Here is a 22,401-nt window from a genome sequence, read left to right as displayed (position 1 = left end):
GTTTATATCCTTATTGTCATTCCATCACTCAGAGATTGTCGATAAGCACGTAGTGCTGGGATGAAACCAATCATAATACCAGCGCATTGGACAAAACCGAGTAGCATCCATTCATATGAAGAAAGAAAGCTTAGTGTCAGATGTATACCATAATGTTGCTGCATGATCGGTTGCAATAGAGCCAGAATGGAATAAAGCCCCGCAACTCCAGAGATAATACCCGCAGCGGTCAGTAAACTGGCTTCGCTTATCAATAGTGAAAACACATGGCGTGGTCTTGCGCCCATGGCACGCAGAATAGCCATTTCCCGGCGTCTCTCCTGCAAGCTTGTCAGCAGGCTGCTTAGCATGCCAAGTAACCCCGCTACGACGACAAAACCGGATACAGCCATCAACGCTTGCTCTGCGACGGACATCATTCCCCACAATTCATGCAGTGCAACGCCCGGCATGATGGCACTGAGCGGCTCTTGCGGGTAGGTATTGATTTGTCGTTGCAAGGCGAACGTTTGGATGCGTGATTTTAAACCGACGAGCATCGCCGTGATCTGCTTTGGTTGAAAGTCGACGGTTTTTAAAACTTCGGCTTTTGGTGCTGCCCCTAGATTCGCACCACTTTCCCACCCTACGTGAATGGCTTCGATCGCTTCTAAAGATACGTGAACGGTTTTATCTACTGGTGTCCCCGTTGGGGCTAAAATGCCCACGACTTTAAAAGGCAGATTGTCATGGCGGCTAAAGCCCACATCACTGATGCCATGAGCTATGATGATCTCGCTACCTATTTGGTAACCCAGTGCTTTCGCAACATCTGCCCCAATGACGGTTTCAAATAATTCATTGAACTCTCGACCTTTTTCGAAAGTAAGTGGTTGCTTACTTCCATACTTGAAATGCTCGAAGTAGCTGTGGTTGGTGCCCATGACACGAAAGCCTTTGTGGGAGTCTCCCAGCGAAATTGGGATAGCCCAATCAACGGAGCGGTGCTGACTGAACTCTTGATAGCTCTTCCAGTCGATGTTGTTGGTGGCATTGCCGATACGAAATACTGAATAAAGCAATAGGTTTACCTGACCTGAACGGCCACCAATAATTAGGTCGGTACCAGAAATCGTATTGGCAAAACTGTCTTTGGCCTGTGTTCGAATTCGCTCAACGCCAAGTAGCAAAACCACAGAAATTGCAACGGTCATCACGGTGAGCAATGCCGTCGCCTTACGGTTCATCAGGCTCTTCCAGGCGAGTGTCACTACCGCTGTCATGACGAACCTCCAGCGCTACTACATTGGTTAATATCAGGAAGGTTAATGGTCCGGTTGAATAGAGGCTCCAGAGTTGGGTCATGGCTGACAAATACCAAGGTCGCGTTGACTTGATTGGCTTGCTCCATGAGCAGTTCAATAAAAGCCATTCTATTGTCATGATCCAAAGCGGAGGTTGGTTCGTCAGCAATGACTAACGCGGGATGCCCCATCAGAGCTCTGGCTGCTGCAACGCGCTGCTGCTGGCCGATACTCAATTCGGATACCGGACGCGAATGCAGGCTTTGTGGCAAATGCAGCCTTTCTAATAATGCCGAAGCCTGTTCAGCTAACGCCTGATTGCTGGCATTCGCTGCAATACGATTACGTCTGACTTTGCTAAATTGGCATGGAAGCAAGACATTTTCGATTACGTTGAGGTAGGGCAACAGATTGAATTGCTGGAAAATATAGCCAATATGATCTGCTCGAAATTTGTCTCTTTGGCTGGCAGTCAGAGTCGATAAGTCGGTGTCGAGTACCGATAGAGAACCCGCACTCAATGTATTAATACCGGTCAGCAGCGCGAGAAGCGTCGACTTACCACACCCGCTCGGTCCTTTGATGAATACATGTTCACCGGGCGTGATGCGTAAGTGAGGTATATCGATGGTAGCGATGTCTGAACTCGGCCAAATAAACTGGGCGTTATTGAGTTCAACAACGCTTGATATTGAATCAGTCATAGAAAGTTACCAAAGTAATAGCGTGTAAGTGGGTACTTACACGCTATGTGGTTTATTTGATTACGATTTCGGCGTTGTCTTTGTTCAAACTGGTCGCTGATTGCGTGGTATCCGTGAACAGGTTAACGCTGACTGATTCTGTATTCGGGAATTGATTGAACCAAGCCGTTTTGATTGTGCTCAGCTCGCTGACCTTTTCACAGTTGAAGCGGTACTGTGCTGAGAACTCACCATGGCTGCTGTGCGCATCATGGTCGTGACCTTCGTGACCTTCGTGACCTTCGTGATCATCATGGTCATCGTGGTGTTCATGTTCGTCATGGTCACTGTGATCATGGTCTTTATGTTCATCATGATGTTCATCATGGTCATGACCTTCATGTTCGTCATGCGCGCCACCAAGGGTATGCTCTACATGTACATCTGCGATGTCACATTCCGCTTGTGAATTGATAGTAAAAAGGCTGCTGGTGTCTTCCAGCTTTGCGACCGCTTGTTTTAATTGCTGCTCTTGCTCTGCGTTCTCTGGAGCGTGTTCGAAACCAACCACATCGGCACCCGGAGCGGTGATTTCAACTAACAAATCTTTGCCGTCTTGTGCGATGTTAAACTCTACATGGCCATGCTCGTGCGCATCGTGTTGGCGATATTCTTCTGCCATTGCTGTAGTAGACAGAGACAAGCCGATAACAAGAGCCAAAGTGTGTTTAGATGGCATTTTATTTTCCTAATTTTGCGTCTATCAATTTGAATGATTATGCATCCCAATTGATACTAAGTCTTTTAATACATTATTAAAAATCGCGAATGTGCGAGTTAATAACACTAAATGGTTTGGGTTAATGAAACTTGAGCAAAATTAGGCGGTGCGCGGGCAGAACTGCGTATTTCTTCTAGGTGGAGTGAGTTTTCAACTACATCATGAAACTTGAGCCGAGTGTAAGTCTGGGCTGGTATGGTGGGTTGAGCTTTTGCCAGACCATGGTGAGTCCCGGCAAACATTTGACAGTGATGGTGCGTGTGATGCTCAGGTGTTACATCCATTTGATGAAATAGGCTGGCAAAATTCCATACGATCAGCAAAGCCGTACTGAAAAGTACAACAGTACGATAGCAATGTTGAATTGTTGTTTGCCTGGAGAGAACCATCATAGCGCCTGAGACCCAAATGAGTGTTATAATATAACACTCATTTTTGGTAAAAGTTCACTCTTTTGTCAGTTAAGGGAAAATTCAGACAATGCTGAGAAACTGACTCCTTGTACTTGCCGAAACAAGGAGCCTATTGGTAGCCGTTAAATATTTTGCTTGATTAACTCAATCACTTGCGTGATTTCGTTTTGTTCTAAAGGTCCTTCTTTGCTGAAAAGCACTTTTCCTTGCTTATCCTGAACGATGATCGCTGAACTCTCTTGCTCTAATCCCCAAGCTTTTGCGACTAAGCCATTTTCATCCAATACCATTGATGACCAAGGAAATTCCTTCTTGCTGTCTTGTGCTGAAGACTTGACGAAGGAGCCTGTACCCCAAATCGCATCATCCTGATTGATGATGGTTGTGGTTTGGTAACTTTCTTGAGGAAACTTCGCGGCAGTAATGGCAGACATTAGCGGGGCGTTCATCTCTTTCGCACTGCTGCGTCCGGCTATCGCCTGAATAACGCGTACTTTGCCCAGCATGTTTTGCGCAGCCCACGGTTGATACGCAACGCCTTCGCCCTGCATGACAATTTCACCATAAGCACCAACTCGAACGTCTGGAACATTTTCGCCGATGGTTAAATTATTTGCGAATGAAAGGCTTGGCGTCATAGCCAGCAGAAGTGGTAGGAGAGTCTTAATTTTCATATTGTTATATTCCATATATGTGAGAGCTTTATAACCAAGTAACCATCTGGATGATGGATACAATCAGACGAGCTTGGTTTATAGGAACCATCTGGATGTCGCCAGTATATAAGTAGAACAAGTAAAATTACAGCGAGCTTGTTAACATTTATTTAACGTTTGAGGTGATGTAACATTGCGTTGTTTTTAGGATTTGCTAGAATGAAGTCGTTCGCAAATTGCGCTACAAGATTGTTAAGGATAGACAATCTGTACTTTCTCAAAGGAATTGAGGTGAATTATGCTACGTGAATTCGCGGTATACCGACCACTCCAGGTGGCTCGTTTTGTAAAGACGCTATTTAAAGGTCAGTTTTTCATCGCAGGCGTCGGGAACTTTGATTTTGATAATGGCAAGGTTCTTCTACCAGACGTGAAAGATCAGAAAAGACTCTCTGTGTTCAAAGAAGTGAACCAGGAGATCGCATCGTTGAAACTACGATGAGCAGGTTACAAGCAACGTTATGGTAAGAGCGACTAAGGTCGCTCTTTTTCGTTAATGGCTGTTGATTTTAAGTTGTTTCTCAATCAGCTTTGTAAACTTGGTGGAAAGCACACACCTGTACCACCAAGGCCGCAGTAGCCTTCAGGGTTCTTCGCCAGATATTGCTGGTGGTATGTTTCAGCAAAGTAGTACGTCCCTGCCGGTTGGATTTCCGTGGTGATAGAAGCTCTTTGTTCCTCTTGCAGTGCTTGTTGGTACTGATGCTTTGAATGCTCTGCAATGTCTTGTTGTTCTTGCGAAAAAGTATAAATAGCGGAACGATATTGCGTGCCTAGGTCGTTCCCCTGACGCATCCCTTGTGTAGGGTCGTGCTTTTCCCAAAATGCAGCCAGAAGTTGCTCCAGAGAGATAACTTGCTCATCAAATACTACTCTGACGACTTCAGCATGTCCGGTTTGTCCTGTACATACTTCTTCATAAGTCGGGTTTTTCGTGTACCCACCAGAGTAACCTACTGATGTTGAGATGACGCCATCCAGTTGCCAGAACAGGCGCTCCGCTCCCCAAAAACAACCCATACCTAATAGAATTTGCTGTTGGTTAGACTGCAATGGTGCCGTTAAACTGGATTGATTAACAAAATGCGTATCTTCAATTTGCATTGGCTGCTCTCGACCTGGTAGAGCATCTTCTATACTGATTAGTGTCTGTTTGTTGAGCATGCTATCTGTCCTTTAAATTTGTCTTAAATTTGCGAACTTTTCCCAGTTCGTCTTTATGTGAATACGGATTTACAAAGGCTGCGGTAAAGTTATGAATATTACAGACTTAGCCTTTAATTGGCGCTATTATGACACAAGTTTCTTTAATCTCACGAATCTCACGCATCTAAAACGCATGATAAAAAAAGCTCTCCCGATCATTGTTGTTGGCTTGTTTGCCTTTTCCCATAACGCCTCTGCCAAAGTATCTATTAAGCTACAAGGTATAGACGGCGCGTTAGAAGAAAATGTCAACGCTTATCTGACTTCGATTCCTGAAGAAGATTACTCGACTTCGTTGCGTTTTCAAGCGCGATTAGATGAAAGCATCACTGAAGCACTCAACGCACTTGGCTATTATCACGCAGATATCTCATATTCTGTTACTGAAAATAATGATGAACTGATCATCGATATTGCGAAAGGCTTACCAGTCAAGATCAAAGTTATGGATGTCGTGATCACTGGTGAAGCGCAAGACGATGAAGCATTTGAAGCGCTTCTCGCGGCGTCTCCTTTAAAAGTTGGCCGGGTTCTGAATCAAAGCGAATACGATAGCCTCAAGTCAGGAATACGTAATTTAGCGTTGCAGCGCGGTTACTTCAAAGGGGATTATCTACTCAGCCGTTTGGAGGTGGTACCTGCATTCAATGAAGCGAACATTCGTTTGCATTATGACAGTGGTATCCGCTATCACTTTGGTTCCATTAATATCACCGGCAGCCAGATTTGGGATGAGCGCGTCGCTTCGTTAAGTCCTTTTGAGGAGGGCGAACCTTACTTAGTTTCGAGTGTTGGTGAGTACAACCAGAACTTGTCTAATACTGACTGGTTTTCGTCTGTATTTGTTGAGCCTGATCTGGCAATGCTGGAGGAAGGACGTGACTTACCAGTAAAGGTTTCTCTTGCTCCGGCGGCCAAAAACCAGATAGAAACGGGTCTTGGTTACTCCACTGATACTGGCGTACGTGGCACATTGAAATGGAAAAAGCCCTGGATCAGTTCCCGTGGCCACAGTCTAGATACCGCACTTTCCCTGTCCCAACCGGAACAAACCATTACAGCAGGCTACAAAATACCGCTTGATGACGTTTTGCATGAATACTACCAGCTTCAGTTTGGCTTAAAGCATTTGGACAACCGTGATACCGAAAGTCTAGAAACGAATTTAGCGGTAGAACGCCACTGGATCGTCGATGGTGGCTGGCGTAAGACTTTGTATATACGTCACTTGTACGAAAACTTCTCTCAGGGTCTACAGGAAGACGGTGTGCAGTTCTTGCTTCCTGGCGCTACGTTCTCACGTACAAGAAGTCGAGGCGGCAGCATGCCAATGTGGGGCGACAAGCAAACCATCACGTTTGAATATGGCGACCCAGCCGTTTTATCTGCGACCCGAGTCTTTCGCTTTTTGGGCCGAACCTCTTGGATCCGTGGGATTGGTGAAAACCATCGTGGACTTTTCCGCTTAGAAGGCGGCGCTAACTTTATGGACGAGTTTGATAAGTTGCCTCCATCGTTGCGTTTCTTTGCTGGTGGTGACAATAACATCCGTGGTTATGGTTATGAATCTATCTCGCCTGTCGATGAAAGTGGAGCGTTAACGGGGGCAAAATATATCCTGAGTAGCACACTTGAGTATCAATATCGTCTTACCGGTAACTGGTGGGGGGCGACTTTCTACGATATTGGTGATGCATTTGATGATACCCCCGTATGGAAAGCGGGTGCCGGGGTAGGTATCCGCTGGGCTTCGCCGGTTGGTCCGGTCAGCTTTGATTTTGCATGGGGATTGGATGACCCACAGAAGAACGAATTTCGTATCCATTTCTCATTGGGGCCTGAACTATGATGCAAAAGATGTTTAAGTGGACCAAATGGCTATCGCTAGGTTTGATTGGTCTTCTGTTGTTGATCATCATTTTAGTCTCAACAGTTCTCTTTACTCACCCTGGGTTAAAGCTCGCCATATGGGGGGCAGAAACAGCCGTGCCACAATTGAAAGTGGAGAACGTCCAGGGCTCGTTATTTCCGCGTTTTGCATTGGAAAACGTCAGCTTTGTTGATGAAACACTGAATGTTGATGCGAAAGTTGAACGCCTGACCTTAGCAGTTAACTTTCGTTGTTTTTTCGATCCTAGAGTGTGTGTCGATGAGCTTTCATTGCAGGGCGTCAACTTTCAGATGCCGGAACTGCCACCTGCGAACGACGAGCCAGAAGAAGAGACGCCTCCGCTGCGTTCAATCAGTACGCCAGTGCCAATTTTCGTCAACAAAGTTAGCCTTAATGATATCAATCTGAATGTTCTGGGTAATCAAGTTGACTGGCAGGATTTCACGACCGCGTTATCGATGCAGGGCGACCGCTTAGTCATTGCGCCAACAGCATTAAAAGAGATAAATGTTGCATTAGCGCCAACGGACACCGAGCAAGCACCTACTGAAACTGATGTCGCAGAAGCCCGGACAGCCACAGCCGAAGGGGCTGACAGCGAGGGGGATGAGACCCAGAGTGCTCCAGTCGCGGGCACTGATACTGAAGTCGCTGATTCCCAGACCGATGCAACTAACGCAACGGATTCGGAAATAGTAAAAACAGCCGATGCAGAGCCGCAAGATATTGTTTTACCTGAAGTCTGGATTCCGTTGACCGTCGATGTACGACGTCTCGATATTCATAACTTCAAGTTAGCTGGTGAAACGCCGGTTATTGTTTCATCATCTCGGTTTGGTGGCGAAGGCGGGCCGTGATCGTGTTGATTTGCAAACACTTGAGCTCGACATGCCTGAAGTTGAGGCTACGCTGAGTACGCAAGTGACACTTTCTGCAGACTATCCTCTTAGTGCCCAGCTGGATGCGCTAGTGAAACATGCGGAAGCGAAAGGACAGAAGTTGTCGCTGTCAGCATCTGGCTCAGCAGGCGACTTATCGCTGCAGGCAACATTGTCTGAACTGACTAAAGCTGAAATCCAAGCCAAAATTCAGCCACTGAAAGTGCAGTTACCGTTTGATGTAACCCTCAACAATGTCGAAGCGCAGTGGCCTTTGTTGGGAGAAAGTGACTATCAGGTTGCTGTACCGAGTCTTACCGCTAAAGGTTCGTTAGAGGGCTACGAGGTAGCGCTGGAAACTAAAGCATCTGGTAAGGATATTCCTGCGGTAGATGTGGCACTAAACGGAAAGGGCACCTTAGAGCAAATTGATCTGGAAAGTCTTGTGGTGAAAACCTTAGGCGGCGAACTGTCGGGCAAGGTTATGGCTAACTGGGCGGCGCCAATCAACTGGCAAGCCGATCTCAACTTACAACACATCCAGCCGGGTCTTCAGTGGCAGGAAGCGGAAGGGGACATCAGCGGTAGCTTATCAACCTCTGGGTCGCTGACGGAGCAAGGCGGCTGGCAGGTTAGCCTTCCTACCCTGGATATTGATGGTGTTTTACGTGGTTACCCACTAAAAGTGAAGGGGCAGTTAGAAGCCTCTGATAAAAATGGCAAAGCCGAAGATATCCAGCTTACAACTCAAGGTTTAGTATTGGCTCATGGTCCTAACCAGTTGAGTGCCAAGGGTAAAATCGATAAACAAATCTTGATGGACGTTGAGGTTAACTTCCCTGATTTTGCGAAAAGTGTGCCTGATCTTAGCGGCAATATGAACGGTAAAATTGCGGTACGAGGCAGCTTAAAAGAGCCGAACATCAACCTGGATCTTGCCGTCAATAAAGCGAACTGGCAGCAGTTAGCCAAAGTAGAAACGGTCACGCTGAAAGGGGATGTTTCACCGTTACCCGTACCAAAAGCTAACGTGAGCTTAGTAGCAAATAACATTAACTATGACGGCATCAAGATTGATAGCGCTGATCTCGATGTCTCAGGTGATGAAAAGCAGCATCAACTTACCTTAGATGTGGCCTCGGATATCGTATCAACCAGCCTGGAGATTCAGGGCGCATTTACTCAGAAGCCTGAAATGATCTGGGACGGTGCGCTAACTCGTTTGTCGCTTGATACCATTCAAGGGCCTTGGGCACTGGAAAAGTCGACGGCAGTGAAGGTCAATATCGACAAGCAGATCGCGGATGTTCAGGCGCACTGTTGGTTACAAGCTGATTCAAGTGTGTGTTTATCTGAAAACATCAGTGTAGGCAAAAGTGGTGAGGCGAAGTTAGCGGTGAATAACTTTGACTTTAGCCAAATCAAGACACTATTGCCGGCAGAAACGAAACTGCAAGGTGAAGTGAACGCACAAGCCTTTGCTAAATGGGCTCCAAACATGAAGCCTGAAGTGACGTTGAATGTCGATATGCCACAAGGTCAGGTGGAACAAGCGCTGGAGCAACCAATTACGGTTGGTTGGGAAAGTGTTAGCTTTAAAGCGGCGTTAGCAAAAGACAAGCTCGATGCTCAGTGGCTCGTCGATGTGGCGGATAACGGTGATCTCTCCGGTAATGTGTCACTGATTAATGTCTCTGCTGAGTCTCCTGAGATCGCGGGTAACGTGTCACTTTCGACACTCCATCTGGACTTCTTAGCGCCATTGATTGGCGAATACAGCTTGTTTAAAGCCAATATGAATACCGATTTGGCGTTATCTGGTGATGTCATGCACCCAAGGGTGAACGGCCAGTTCCTGATTGACCAAATTAAACTGAACGGTGAAGTGACGCCAATTGATATCGACTCAGGTCAGGTAGAAATCAACTTTAAAGGCCATCAAGCTGACCTCAACGCTGGCATCAACACCCCAGATGGCAAATTGGAAATTACCGGTGATGCGGACTGGCAAGACCTACAGGACTGGCATACCAAAGCTCGAGTGTTCGCTAAAGAGCTGAAAGTAGATATGCCTCCTATGGTGAAAATCAAAGTCGAGCCAGATATGACGCTTGAGGTGACGCCAAATTTAGCCAAAGTTCAAGGTAATATTAATCTGCCGTGGGGACGCATTGTCGTTGAAGAGTTACCACCAAGCGCGGTTGGCGTTTCGAGTGACGTAGTCATTTTGGATGAAAACTTACAGCCAGTTGATGACACTGTGGCAGTACCGTTTAATGTCGAGACCGATATTAATATTAAGATTGGCGACGATTTTCAGCTGTCGGCATTTGGTCTGAAAGGTGGTCTGAGGGGTAACCTCAATGTGACTCAAAAAGACAAAGGTCCATTTATTGTTGGTGAAGTTAACATTGTCGATGGTTCCTACCGCTCATTTGGCCAAGATTTGGTGATTGATGAAGGTAAAATCATGATGAATGGCCCAGCGGATGAGCCTTATCTGTCGATTTCTGCCATCCGTAACCCTGATAACACGCAAGATGATGTGACCGCAGGTGTTCGTGTTACTGGCCCTGCATCTGACCCAAGTTTGGAGATCTTCTCAGATCCTGCTATGCCTCAGGCAAACGCGCTGTCCTACCTATTACGAGGTCAAGACATCGATGCAGAATCTGGTGGTAATGCCATGACCACTACCCTGATTGGCTTGAGTTTGGCAAAAAGTGGTCGTGTTGTTGGACAGATAGGTGAAGCCTTTGGTGTTCAAGATTTGCAGCTCGATACTGCGGGATCGGGTGACGACTCTCAGGTGACGGTGAGTGGTTATATATTCCCGGGTCTTCAGGTGAAATATGGTGTCGGTATCTTTAACTCTCTGGGTGAATTTACTGTTCGTTACCGATTAATGCAGGATCTGTATTTAGAAGCGGTTTCTGGTGTAGACAGTGCAGTTGATCTACTCTATCAATTCGAGTTTGATTAAAGCGTAACTCATAACTAAGGAGTGGTTATGCAGCATTTAGTCTTTGTATACGGAACGTTACGCAAAGGAGAGTACAACCATCACTACTTGAGCTCGGGGCAATTCCTGGGGCTGCATGAAAGTGATGCTCAATACACCTTGTATGATTTAGGTCCATACCCTGGGGTGTCGAAAGGTCACCAAACCATACAAGGTGAAGTCTATCTGATTGATGACGATACGCTAACGGCGCTAGATAAACTGGAGGATGTTCCGGTAGAGTACCGACGTGAGAGCATTAGCACACCGTTTGGTCAGGCTTGGATTTACATTTATCAGGATACCGAGCAACTAACGGAAGAGATCGCATCCGGAGATTGGTGCCAAAGAGTATAGGTCGGCCGAGTGTCACTGCTGAGTCTTATCATGGCTACGACGTTAGTCGCATACTATGTTGGCGTACAAATCGACTGAAGCTTATGTGACGTTCAGGCATAAAAAAGAGCTGCGTATTTGCAGCTCTTTTTTCATTCTGGTCGCATTTATTTGTTTTGTGCGCGATCGTAAGATTCCAGGATTTCAGCTTTTGCGGCTTCCACGTCTGCCCAGCCATCAACCTTCACCCATTTACCGGATTCCAGCTCTTTGTAACGCTCAAAGAAATGCGTAATTTGCGCTTTCAGTAGCTCTGGGATGTCACCGACGTCTTGAATGTGCTCGTACTCTTTAGAGATTTTAGAGTGAGGAACCGCGACAACTTTAGCATCTTCACCAGATTCATCAGTCATTTTAAGCACACCAACAGGGCGGCAACGAATCACTGAACCTGGCATCAATGGGTATGGAGTCGGAACAAGTACGTCTACAGGGTCACCATCTAGAGACAGTGTGTTGTTCACGTAACCGTAGTTACATGGGTAGAACATTGGTGCAGACATAAAACGGTCAACAAATACAGCACCAGAGTCTTTATCTACTTCGTATTTAATTGGGTCTGCGTTTGCAGGAATTTCGATAACGACATAGATATCTTCAGGCAGAGATTTACCTGCTGGTACATGGTTTAGGCTCATTTGAAACTTCCTTTTCATTGAGGATGAGGGAACCTCATCTTATTACGATTTATTCGCAACTCACTTTAGCGACAAAAACACGGCAGGTAAACACCTGCCGCGTTGGACAAAGGTCTATTCGTCGCGATTCTTCTCAAGGAATTCTTCGACCTTACGTACCATGTTTTTTGAACCGACAAAGAACGGCACACGTTGGTGTAATTCTGTTGGCTTGATGTCCATGATGCGATTCACGCCGTCAGAAGCGATACCACCTGCTTGCTCGATTAGGAATGCCATTGGGTTGCACTCGTAAAGCAGACGCAGTTTACCTTGTGGATGGCTTTGCGTGCTTGGGTATAGGTAGATACCGCCTTTTAACAAGTTGCGGTGGAAGTCTGCTACTAAAGAGCCGATGTAGCGAGACGTGTATGGACGACCATCTTCAGGTACATTTTCCTGACAGTACTTGATGTACTTCTTCACACCAAGTGGGAAGCGGATGTAGTTACCTTCGTTGATAGAATAGATTTTGCCTTCTTCAGGGATCATCATGTTTTCATGAGAAAGACAGAAGCTGCCGATAGAAGGATCGTACGTGAAGCCATTCACGCCGTTACCTGTTGTGTAAACCAACATGGTTGAAGAGCCGTAAATCACGTAACCAGCCGCAACTTGTTTGTGACCTGGCTGAAGGAAATCTTCTTCTGTTGCTGGCGTACCAATTGGTGATACACGGCGGTAAATTGAAAAAATAGTACCTACAGAAACGTTCACGTCGATATTAGATGAACCATCAAGTGGATCCATTAATACAACGTACTTGGCGTTTTGGTTGAGTTCTTTATTGAATGCAACCGCCTCATCTTCTTCTTCGCTGGCTACGCCACAAACTTGGTCACGAGCTTCAAGTGCCGCTTTAAACTTGTCGTTTGCATAAACGTCTAGCTTTTGCTGAGCTTCACCTTGGACATTCTCTGTGCCAACAGCACCAGTAATATCGCCAAGGCCAGCTGCATTAATTTCGCGGTTAACGATTTTCGCAGCTAAACGAATGGATGCTAAAAGAGATGATAGATCACCGCTAGCGTGGGGGAAATCCGCTTGTTTCTCGACAATGAATTCGCCTAGGGTGCGCAATCCAGACATGGTCAATCCTTACATTTTCATTTATTGGGGGTGTTGCGCAACGGGGCATCTCTTTATGGATGTTAAACGTTTGCGCTAAACGTAATTTTATGTCGAAGATCTTTTTAATGGTAATGAAGTAACCGTCTGAGATCTCAATTTATTTGTCTTGTCACTGACGAGTTCATCATTTACTTCAGTGACTGTACAGTCCGTGTTCAGGCTTGTCATTTTTTTGAAAGTGACAGCAAGAACAAGGTGAAAGTCTCTCGCTTTTCTGGTGGTTATCGCGATAATGAAAGCATCAAACACGGCATTACAAGGTTAAGTTTATGCACATCCATATCTTGGGTATCTGCGGCACGTTTATGGGTGGCGCGGCAATTTTAGCTCGCCAGCTCGGCCACAAAGTAACGGGCTCTGATGCGAATGTTTACCCTCCGATGAGCACATTGTTGGAGTCTCAAGGTATTGAAATTATTGAAGGCTTCGACCCTTCTCAGCTTGATCCTGAACCTGACCTAGTCGTGATTGGCAATGCCATGAGTCGTGGCAACCCATGCGTAGAGCATGTACTCAACAGCAACATGCGTTATACCTCCGGTCCGCAGTGGTTGAATGAGTTTTTACTTCACGATCGCTGGGTGCTAGCGGTGTCTGGGACGCATGGCAAAACGACCACTTCAAGCATGCTGGCTTGGATACTCGAAGACTGTGGTTACCAACCTGGTTTCCTGGTTGGGGGCGTTCTGGGTAACTTTGGTGTTTCTGCTCGACTGGGAGAAAGCATGTTTTTCGTTGTTGAAGCGGATGAATACGACAGTGCTTTTTTCGACAAGCGTTCTAAGTTTGTCCATTACCACCCACGTACGTTAATCATGAATAATCTTGAGTTTGATCATGCAGATATCTTCGACGATCTTGAAGCGATTAAGCGTCAATTTCACCATTTGGTACGTACTGTCCCGGGCAATGGTCTTATTCTGTCTCCTAAACAAGATCAGGCACTTGCTGATGTACTTGAGCGCGGTTGTTGGACAGACAAGCAGTTTTCTGGTGAAGATGGCGACTGGCAAGCGCATAAACTGGTCGTCGATGGCTCGAAGTTCGAAGTATCGCTGCAAGGTGAGAAAGTCGGTGTTGTTGAGTGGGACTTAGTGGGCGACCACAATGTGGATAATGCATTGATGGCAATAGCTGCTGCAAGGCACGTCGGCGTGACTCCAGAGTTAGCCTGTCAGGCATTGGGCCGTTTTATCAATACCAAACGCCGCTTAGAACTTAAAGGTGAAGAGCAAGGTGTGACGGTTTACGACGATTTTGCTCATCATCCTACCGCTATTGAACTAACGGTTGGCGGTCTGCGTAACAAGGTGGGTGACAAACGTATCTTAGCAGTACTGGAGCCTCGCTCTGCCACCATGAAGCGTGGTGTGCATAAGAATACGCTAGCGGACTCATTACACAGTGCCGATGAAGTGTTCTTGTTCCAGCCAGACAATATTGAATGGTCGGTACAGGAAATTGCAGACCAATGCCAGCAACCAGCTTTTGTTGACGCTGATTTGGGCCGTTTTGTTGCGAAAATCGTTGAACGTGCAAAGCCTGGTGATCAAATTCTGGTTATGAGCAATGGTGGCTTTGGCGGTATTCACGGTAAACTTCTCGAACAATTAAAACAAAAAGCTTAATCCTTATGTCTCACAAAAAACATCAACAAAGAAAAGCCATTACCCTAGCACTTACTGGTGCTTCTGGTGCGCCTTATGGCTTGAGACTTCTGGAATGTTTGGTCGCTGCGGATTATCACGTCTATGTGTTGATATCTTCCGCAGCGAGGGTTGTGATGGCAACCGAGCATGACCTGAAGCTGCCAAGTGGTCCTGAAGCGGCGCAAAAAGCGCTGGTGGAGCACCTGAAGTGTAACCCTGACAACATTACTGTCTGTGGTAAAGATGATTGGTTCTCGCCAGTGGCTTCAGGCTCTGCGGCTCCAAAACAAATGGTGGTTTGTCCGTGTTCGGCAGGCAGCGTCGCGGCGATTGCACACGGTATGTCGGATAACCTGATTGAGCGTGCCGCTGATGTGGTGATGAAAGAGCGTGGCCAGCTGCTTCTTGTAGTGCGTGAAACGCCATTTTCGACCCTGCATCTGGAAAATATGCACAAGCTATCGCAAATGGGCGTTACCATCATGCCCGCAGCGCCGGGTTTTTATCATCAGCCAAAGACTATCGAAGACTTAATCGACTTTATGGTGGCGCGAATTCTCGACCATCTGGGGATTGAGCAAGGATTGGTCCCGCGCTGGGGATACGACCAACGTTCATAATTCATAAATAGTTACCTTGCTACGTAGCCTGATCTTCATCTAAGTCCCAAACCCCCTCGCGCAACCTAGCATCGCGAGGGGGTTTGGGTATACAATCCATCCAACTCATCGGGGAGCAACCCCATTTTGTATTGTGTTGATCAATACTTAAGGGCGCTGAGACCTAATGGCTTAACCTAGTTAGGCTACGGGGACCCGTAATACCTGAACCAGATAATGCTGGCGTAGGAATTGAGTCTGGATATTAGCAATCCCAAATAGCCACCTCATACCTGTGCCGCTCAACTAATTTCTCTGAAATACACGTGGAGAGCGAGCAGTGAAAACCACTCTAAGCCTAATTGCCCTTGCTGCAATGACAACAACTTCAGCGTTTGCTGCTGAAAACACATTGACCATCTACACCTACGACTCATTCGCTGCGGATTGGGGACCGGGTCCTAAACTCGAACAAGCTTTTGAAGCGAAATGCGGCTGTGACGTAAATTTCGTTGCTCTTGATGATGGCGTATCGATTTTGAACCGTCTTCGCTTGGAAGGCAGTAATAGCAAAGCCGATATTGTTCTGGGTCTGGACAACAATCTGATGGTCGAGGCACAGAAAACGGGTCTGCTTACAGAGCACAAGGTCGATACCTCTAAAACCATTTTACCAACGGGCTGGGACGATAAAACATTCGTGCCTTACGACTATGGTTATTTCGCATTCGTTTACAACAAAGAAAAATTGGCTAACCCGCCAAAAAGCATGAAAGAGCTGGTGGAAGAGCGTGATGATCTTAAAGTGATTTATCAGGACCCTCGTACTTCAACTCCGGGGCAGGGTTTGATGCTGTGGATGAAATCAATCTATGGCGACAATGCTACCCAAGCTTGGCAGCAATTGGCTGGCAAAACCGTTACCGTGACCAAAGGTTGGTCTGAAGCTTATTCCATGTTCCTTAATGGTGAGTCTGACTTAGTGCTTTCTTACACGACATCACCAGCTTACCACCTGATTGCAGAACAAGACGCTAAGTTTGCTACTGCTGATTTTGCTGAAGGGCATTACATGCAAGTGGAAGTTGCTGCCAAAGTGAAAGGTTCGAAGAATGCCGAGTTGGCTGACGAATTCATGAATTTTATTTTGAGTGATGAATTCCAGTCAGCAATGCCAACGGGTAACTGGATGTACCCAGTCACTGACGTTGCCCTTCCAAAAGGCTTTGAAACCTTGAACGTACCAAGTAAGCCACTGAGCTTTAGCGCCGAAGAAGTGGCGAAAATGCGTAAGACTTGGATTCGTGAATGGCAAAGCGCCCTGACTTTCTAAGAGTTACCTTTGAATACTGTACCCAAATTAGGCATAGGGGTCGCGATAGTCATCGCGGCCTTTGTTCTTTCTGCGCTGAGTGCTTTAGCTTTTCAGGCTCCGTCTATGGATGTGTTGCTGATTTGGCATGATCCTTATTATCAGCACGTTACTAAGTTCAGCTTCTATCAGGCTTTTTTATCCACGTTGATTAGTGTGGGTTTAGCGATTCCCGTCGCCCATTCGCTTTCCCGCCGTGAATTTTTCGGTAAGTCATTACTGCTCAAACTGTTCGCTTCCACCTTAGTTCTGCCTGTTTTAGTCGGGGTTTTTGGATTGTTGGCGATATATGGCAACAGCGGTTTGATTGCCCAATGGTTACAAACATTTGATGCCAACCTGCCATTTTCTATCTATGGCTTGAACGGTATTTTACTTGCGCATGTGTTCTTTAATCTGCCTTATGCTGCGCGACTATTGTTGCAAACACTGGAGTCGATTCCTGCTGAGCAACATAAGCTATGTGCTCATCTCGGCATGAGCCATTGGGATAAGTTTCGTTGGGTTGAGTGGCCTCGATTAAGACAACAATTGCCACATGTAAGCGGCCTCGTTTTTATGCTGTGCTTTACCAGTTTTGCCACGGTGATGGCACTGGGAGGCGGGCCTAAATCGACCACCATTGAGTTGGCCATTTACCAAGCGATAAAATTTGACTTTGACCTGCAGGCTGGTGCGCTATTAGCACTGTGGCAAATGTTGTTGTGCGGTGTGATCGCGATAGGCGTACAGAAGCTGACAAAGCCAGTTTCTATAAGCTCTGGCAGCACATCGGTACAGCAATACTTAACGAAGGATCATGGGTGGTCAAAAGCTTGGGATAGCTTTTGGATCATGGGTGCCTTTTTACTGGTTATCCCACCACTTGCGATGGTGATTCTGAGCGGCATAAATCAACAGGTTGGCTCAGTATTAAATGACGAACGTTTTTGGTCTGCGCTATTTAACTCTTTAAAAGTTGCAGCAATGGCGAGCACTCTTGCAGTGGCTGCTGGCGTTTCCATTTTGCTCACCAGTCGGCGTTGGCGTCTGGAGTATAAAAACTCACGGGCGGATCAAATTGAGTTGGTTGGTACCATTATTTTGGTAACGCCGGGCCTGGTGATCAGCACTGGTTTGTTTTTGTTGCTCCGTTCCTTTACCGATGTTTTCAGTCTGGCATTTTTTGTCGTCATACTGGTTAACGGTCTGATGGCGCTGCCGTATGTGATTAAGACGTTAGCACAGCCGATGTTACACATTGAACAGCAGTATCAATACGTTTGTGCCAGCTTAGGGATGCGAGGCTGGCAGCGATTTAAAGTTGTGGAATGGCGAGCACTACGTAAACCTTTTGCTCACGCTTTCGCAATCAGCTTTATGTTTGCGATAGGGGACTTAAGTGCGATTGCGCTATTTGGCGGACAAGAATTCAGAACCTTGCCATTGTATTTATTCCAACTGCTCGGCAGTTATCAGATGGAAGCGGCAGCGGTGGTTTCGGTCACCTTACTCTTGCTTAGTGTTGGCTGCTTTACTCTGATTGAAAAAGTATTAAAAACGAAGGAGAGCGCACAATGTTAGTGTTGGATGATGTGCAATACACCTATCAAAGTGAACTGTTTCGTTTTGATTTAACCATTGAGCGCGGTCAGATTGTCTCGTTGATGGGGCCGAGTGGGGCGGGTAAATCGACATTGTTGGCACTGGTCGCTGGCTTTATCCATCCTGACCAGGGGGATATCCAAGTTGATGGCGAATCCATTGTCGGTAAAGAACCTTATCTGCGTCCATTCTCAATGTTGTTTCAGGAGCATAACTTGTTTGCTCATTTGTCGGTGCGCGACAACATCAGTTTAGGATTGCATCCGGGCTTAAAGCTCACCGCAGACCAAAAGCTTCAGGTTGAGCAAGCCGCGCAGCAGGTTGGTGTTGCAGAGTACCTCGACCGATTGCCAGAGCATCTCTCTGGTGGTCAACGCCAACGTGTTGCGTTAGCACGTTGTTTTGTCCAGCCTCATCCGGTGTGGCTGTTGGATGAACCTTTCTCTGCGCTCGATCCTGTGCTTCGTGAAGAGATGCTTAGCTTAGTGAAAAGATTGGCAGCAGAACGAGGAATTACCGTACTTATGGTGACCCATCATCTCAATGATGCAAAAGCCATAGCAAGTCACTTTGCGTTTGTTGCAGGTGGGAAAATTGAGGCGGCAGGTGAGATAGGTCAGCTCTGCGTGACACATTCAAGTGAGGCTTTACAAGCCTTCGTTCGGGCAGCTGGTTAAGCTCTATTGGGTTAGAAAAACAAAAGGTTGATGTAAACATCAACCTTTTTCTTTTGTCTCGATCGTTTAGTGACTTTAGCTTTGTGGCTTCACTACCATCACGTTGACGGGAGAATACTCCACCACTTTGCTGGCTACTGAGCCGAGCATCACTTTATTGATTTTCGAACGCTTGTGGCTTGGCATGATGATCAGGTCAATCCCTAAACGCTTAGCGTGTTCAATAATGGTCGTGTACGGCTTACCTTCTGCCACGTGGATACTATAGGTGACGTCTTCCTTGATGTTGTCTTCCGCAAACGTCGTTAACTGCTTTTCGACATCTTGCTTCATCTTTAGGGCAGCATCTTTTGGAAAGTAAGTCGCGACCATCGACATATGGATACCAGGTACAACCGTCAGCAAATGGATGACCGCATTCGCTTGCTTCGCATGCCAAACAGCCAGTTCAACCGCTCGGTCTGAGAAGCCTTGATCATTAAGGTCTACCGGAACAAGAATTTGTTTATACATTCAATTTCTCTCACTCAGCCCCCGGTCTCCCGGGGGGAATCGTTTAGGCGCTCAGTTGTTCTTTGCGCATACGACGTTTCTGGTTCATCGCTAGTGCCAGCAGAATCAATAAGCAAGGCACAAACACCCACTCTTTCATTGGGCGATCAGCGTCTTGAACGACCGATTTGATCTCCCAGTCAAAATCGATACCAGAGGATTCAGCAGGGCTACCAAATTCCACCATATCAACGATCATTTTGCCGTCGTTTTCGACCAGCATCAGACCCATTGATGAGATACGTTCTTCTGCGGTTGTTGCATTGTCGTCAAACGGCAGCAGTACAGTTTTTTCAACGTTCTCACCTTCTAGGTTCTGTCCTGAAACACGCAGCTCGATTGATTGTCCCACACTTAGTCCCTCGACAATTTGAGCGACTTCAACCCCTGGGGAAAGTACTTTGGCAGGGAACATCATGTCCCACCAGAATCCCGGGCGGAAGAAGGAAAATGTCAGTACCAATAATAGGACGGTTTCCCACCACTTATTGCGAGTAAACCACCAACCTTGAGTAGCGGCGGAAAATATCAGCATCGCTATAATGGAGGACATGATGGTCAGGGCTAAATGCCACCATGTGTCGATACCCATCAATAGCAGTTGGGTATTGAAGACGAACATAAATGGCAAAATGGCGGTACGGATATCATAGGTGAAGCCCTGAATACCGGTTCGGATCGGATCTGATTTCGCAATGGCTGCAGCAGCAAAGGCGGCTAAGCCCACTGGCGGTGTATCGTCGGCCAAAATACCGAAATAGAACACGAATAGGTGAACAGCAATCAGTGGGATGATAAGCCCATGTGCCGCGCCAAGCGTGACAATTACTGGAGCCATCAGCGTCGATACGACGATGTAGTTTGCCGTGGTAGGAAGGCCCATACCTAATACCAAGCTGATCACTGCGGTGAACAGCAGCATTAAGAACACACTACCACCAGAGATGAATTCGACAAAGTCAGTCATGACCAGGCCAATACCAGTCAGAGTTACCACACCGACCACCGTACCAGCAGCGGCTGTCGCCACACCGATACCAATCATGTTACGCGCACCAGAAACCAAACTTTCCAGAAGATCAATAAAGCCTTCTTTCGTCTGTTCTCCAATACCGCCTTGTTTAGATAGCAATGCAATTAGCGGGCGTTGCGTTAACAGGATGAAAATCATGAACACGGTCGCCCAGAATGCAGATAAACCTGGAGAGAATCGCTCGACGGTTAAACACCAAACCAGAACCACAATTGGCAGTAAGAAATGAAGCCCCGATTTTACTGTTGGTCCCGGTTCAGGTACTTCAGTCAGCTCTTCATCGATATTGATCGCGCCATCTTTGGTGTGATTCGCCGATACTTTAACTAAAGCAACATAAGCAATAAGAAGAGCAACCATCACGATAGGTGTTGCAGCCTCACCAAAGACATCTTTCGTCCAGCCGACGCCGTAGTAAACCAGCGCACTGATGACACAAAGTCCTAAAATGGTTCCGGTGAACGACAACATGCTTTGCAGCATGGTTGGGTTATGACGACGAGGTAACCCCGTCATGCCTGCTTTACATGCTTCAAGGTGAACGATGTAAATCAATGCGATATACGAGATAAGTGCTGGCAAGATTGCCGCTTTGATAACTTCAACGTACGAGATCCCAACGTATTCCACCATCAAAAATGCAGCGGCACCCATGATAGGAGGCGTCAACTGACCGTTAGTAGATGCTGCTACTTCTACCGCACCTGCTTTGGTTCCCGGGAAACCAACGCGCTTCATCAACGGAATCGTAAAGGTACCGGTAGTTACTACGTTCGCAATCGAAGAGCCTGATACAAGGCCTGAAAGACCTGAAGCCACAACGGCCGCTTTTGCCGGACCACCTCTCATGTGACCTAATAGTGAGAAGGCCACTTTAATGAAGTAAGCACCAGCGCCAGCTCGTTCTAGCATCGCACCAAAGAGTACGAACAAGAATACGAAGGAAGTCGAAACGCCTAAAGCCACACCAAATACACCTTCAGTTGTTAGCCATAAGTGAGACATCGCTTTATTCAAGCTCGCGCCTTTATGGGCAATGACGTCTGGCATGTATGGGCCAGCGAAGGTGTAGGTAAGGAATACCGCAGCGACAAGCATCAGTGGTGGACCAAGTGCACGTCGTGTGGCTTCCAGAAGAAGCACCATACCAATCACGGCGACAACAATGTCAGGCGTGGTTGGCGCGCCTGAACGTCCGGCGAGTTCCGTATAAAAGAGATAGATATAAGACGCTGAAAAGCTACCAGCAAGCGCAAGAATCCAGTCGACAGCCGGAATATGATCGCGTGGGGAATTTTTCATTGCAGGATAAGCAGTGAAAGCCAGAAAGATCGCAAATGTTAAGTGAATCGCACGAGCTTCAGTGTCATTAAGTACGCCAAAATTAAAAAAAAATGGTAATGGTGATGCATACCATAACTGAAATAGTGACCAACACAGTGGGACAAACCAGAGGATTCGTCCTTGTATGCCAGATGGGCTACGTGCCCCTGTGTCTGCCTGAGCCACCATATCTTGCACATCTTGTGACGGGGCTTTGTTCGTCGCCATGTACTTTTTCCTTATTATTGATGGTTCTGCCTGTTTTATATGTCGAAAACTCACTTCGCTTCTATCAGTGTAGTGAACTGAGCGAAGTTTGCAGTCGAGTATTCCGCTGCCTGAAATTTAAATGAGACTCGTTAGAAGCTCTGAATTGGCGGCGTTAAAGTGTTTTCTTGGCATGAGTGTGAGGTTTTAGAAAAACCGACGAATATACCCAGATGATTTCCAGATGCGGGGTTTATCGCTGTCTTCATGGAGAAATGAATCAGCGGCAAAACTGACAAATGTCGGGTGACTTACCATGACTTTGGAATGTTGCAGGCTCTCAAAAACC

18 protein-coding genes and 1 pseudogene are annotated in these 22,401 nt (G+C 46.7%); 9 read left to right on the top strand and 10 right to left on the bottom strand.

The features are described from left to right. Positions 1 to 2 precede the first annotated feature (2 nt). The 5 genes from L9Q40_RS09225 to L9Q40_RS09205 form a co-directional block, all read right to left on the bottom strand. On the bottom strand, positions 3 to 1,262 hold the full coding sequence (locus tag L9Q40_RS09225; RefSeq protein WP_498793092.1) for an ABC transporter permease: 1,260 nt from the start codon (positions 1,260 to 1,262) through the stop codon (positions 3 to 5). Then, entirely contained in the window at positions 1,259 to 1,987 is a 729-nt protein-coding gene (locus L9Q40_RS09220) for an ABC transporter ATP-binding protein (RefSeq protein WP_498793091.1), read from the bottom strand. The genes L9Q40_RS09225 and L9Q40_RS09220 overlap by 4 nt, the downstream gene beginning before the upstream one ends. Before the next feature lie 52 nt (positions 1,988 to 2,039). Continuing rightward, positions 2,040 to 2,705: a zinc uptake protein ZrgA gene (zrgA, locus tag L9Q40_RS09215; RefSeq protein ID WP_498793090.1), complete on the bottom strand. Its 666-nt coding sequence runs from the start codon at positions 2,703 to 2,705 to the stop codon at positions 2,040 to 2,042. Positions 2,706 to 2,812: 107 nt separating this feature from the next. Next, positions 2,813 to 3,136 carry a DUF2607 family protein gene (locus tag L9Q40_RS09210; RefSeq protein ID WP_014230690.1) on the bottom strand — a complete coding sequence of 108 codons (324 nt, stop codon included), beginning with the start codon at positions 3,134 to 3,136 and terminating at the stop codon, positions 2,813 to 2,815. Between the two features lie 146 nt (positions 3,137 to 3,282). Then, entirely contained in the window at positions 3,283 to 3,834 is a 552-nt protein-coding gene (locus L9Q40_RS09205) for a YtfJ family protein (RefSeq protein ID WP_118117623.1), read from the bottom strand. A gap of 280 nt (positions 3,835 to 4,114) precedes the next feature. Here L9Q40_RS09205 and L9Q40_RS09200 point away from each other — a divergent pair, with 280 nt between their 5' ends. Continuing rightward, a complete protein-coding gene (locus L9Q40_RS09200) occupies positions 4,115 to 4,318 on the top strand; it encodes a DUF1107 domain-containing protein (RefSeq protein ID WP_014230692.1) in 204 nt (67 codons plus the stop codon). Between the two features lie 83 nt (positions 4,319 to 4,401). Here the strand turns inward: L9Q40_RS09200 and msrA are convergent, their stop codons facing one another. Further along, a complete protein-coding gene (gene msrA / locus L9Q40_RS09195) occupies positions 4,402 to 5,040 on the bottom strand; it encodes a peptide-methionine (S)-S-oxide reductase MsrA (protein ID WP_065296290.1) in 639 nt (212 codons plus the stop codon). A 175-nt stretch (positions 5,041 to 5,215) separates the two neighbouring features. On the opposite strand from msrA, the gene tamA reads away from it, so the two are divergent. From tamA to L9Q40_RS09180, 3 genes and pseudogenes are all read left to right on the top strand, one after another. Beyond that, the gene (tamA, locus tag L9Q40_RS09190; protein ID WP_014230694.1) at positions 5,216 to 6,931 is read left to right on the top strand and encodes an autotransporter assembly complex protein TamA; all 1,716 of its coding nucleotides are present in this window, start codon (positions 5,216 to 5,218) and stop codon (positions 6,929 to 6,931) included. After that, positions 6,928 to 10,834 (top strand): annotated as a pseudogene (tamB, locus tag L9Q40_RS09185) (autotransporter assembly complex protein TamB). Before tamA ends, tamB begins: the two are co-directional and overlap by 4 nt. 27 nt (positions 10,835 to 10,861) lie before the next feature. Further along, positions 10,862 to 11,209, top strand: a complete 348-nt coding sequence (locus L9Q40_RS09180; RefSeq protein ID WP_014230696.1) for a gamma-glutamylcyclotransferase family protein — start codon at positions 10,862 to 10,864, stop codon at positions 11,207 to 11,209. Between the two features lie 146 nt (positions 11,210 to 11,355). Here L9Q40_RS09180 and ppa read toward each other — a convergent pair whose 3' ends face one another. After that, complete coding sequence (gene ppa / locus L9Q40_RS09175; RefSeq protein ID WP_014230697.1) at positions 11,356 to 11,886, bottom strand: inorganic diphosphatase; 531 nt, start codon at positions 11,884 to 11,886, stop codon at positions 11,356 to 11,358. Positions 11,887 to 12,000: 114 nt separating this feature from the next. Further along, complete coding sequence (gene fbp / locus L9Q40_RS09170; RefSeq protein ID WP_020335825.1) at positions 12,001 to 13,014, bottom strand: class 1 fructose-bisphosphatase; 1,014 nt, start codon at positions 13,012 to 13,014, stop codon at positions 12,001 to 12,003. 311 nt (positions 13,015 to 13,325) lie between these two features. Here fbp and mpl point away from each other — a divergent pair, with 311 nt between their 5' ends. The 5 genes from mpl to thiQ all read left to right on the top strand — a co-directional run bounded on the left by mpl (position 13,326) and on the right by thiQ (position 18,937). Next, positions 13,326 to 14,684, top strand: a complete 1,359-nt coding sequence (gene mpl / locus L9Q40_RS09165) for a UDP-N-acetylmuramate:L-alanyl-gamma-D-glutamyl-meso-diaminopimelate ligase (RefSeq protein WP_498793089.1) — start codon at positions 13,326 to 13,328, stop codon at positions 14,682 to 14,684. 5 nt (positions 14,685 to 14,689) lie between these two features. Further along, on the top strand, positions 14,690 to 15,325 hold the full coding sequence (locus L9Q40_RS09160; RefSeq protein WP_065301908.1) for a flavin prenyltransferase UbiX: 636 nt from the start codon (positions 14,690 to 14,692) through the stop codon (positions 15,323 to 15,325). Positions 15,326 to 15,644: 319 nt separating this feature from the next. Continuing rightward, entirely contained in the window at positions 15,645 to 16,637 is a 993-nt protein-coding gene (thiB, locus tag L9Q40_RS09155) for a thiamine ABC transporter substrate binding subunit (RefSeq protein ID WP_498793088.1), read from the top strand. A 9-nt stretch (positions 16,638 to 16,646) separates the two neighbouring features. Then, on the top strand, positions 16,647 to 18,239 hold the full coding sequence (gene thiP / locus L9Q40_RS09150) for a thiamine/thiamine pyrophosphate ABC transporter permease ThiP (protein WP_498793087.1): 1,593 nt from the start codon (positions 16,647 to 16,649) through the stop codon (positions 18,237 to 18,239). Beyond that, positions 18,233 to 18,937, top strand: coding sequence for a thiamine ABC transporter ATP-binding protein (gene thiQ / locus L9Q40_RS09145; RefSeq protein WP_498793086.1), 705 nt, complete (start codon positions 18,233 to 18,235; stop codon positions 18,935 to 18,937). Before thiP ends, thiQ begins: the two co-directional genes overlap by 7 nt. Positions 18,938 to 19,012: 75 nt before the next feature. On the opposite strand, the gene L9Q40_RS09140 is transcribed toward thiQ, so the two are convergent. Together L9Q40_RS09140 and L9Q40_RS09135 are read right to left on the bottom strand one after the other, a co-directional pair. Next, positions 19,013 to 19,450, bottom strand: a complete 438-nt coding sequence (locus tag L9Q40_RS09140; RefSeq protein WP_014230704.1) for a universal stress protein — start codon at positions 19,448 to 19,450, stop codon at positions 19,013 to 19,015. A 43-nt stretch (positions 19,451 to 19,493) separates the two neighbouring features. After that, entirely contained in the window at positions 19,494 to 22,073 is a 2,580-nt protein-coding gene (locus tag L9Q40_RS09135) for a TRAP transporter permease (protein ID WP_498793085.1), read from the bottom strand. Positions 22,074 to 22,401 lie beyond the last annotated feature (328 nt).

This window comes from Allocatenococcus thiocycli, from assembly GCF_921292965.1.
Lineage (GTDB): Bacteria > Pseudomonadota > Gammaproteobacteria > Enterobacterales > Vibrionaceae > Vibrio > Vibrio natriegens.
Note: the sequence above shows the minus strand (reverse complement) of the source record. Positions and strands in the feature narration are given on the sequence as shown.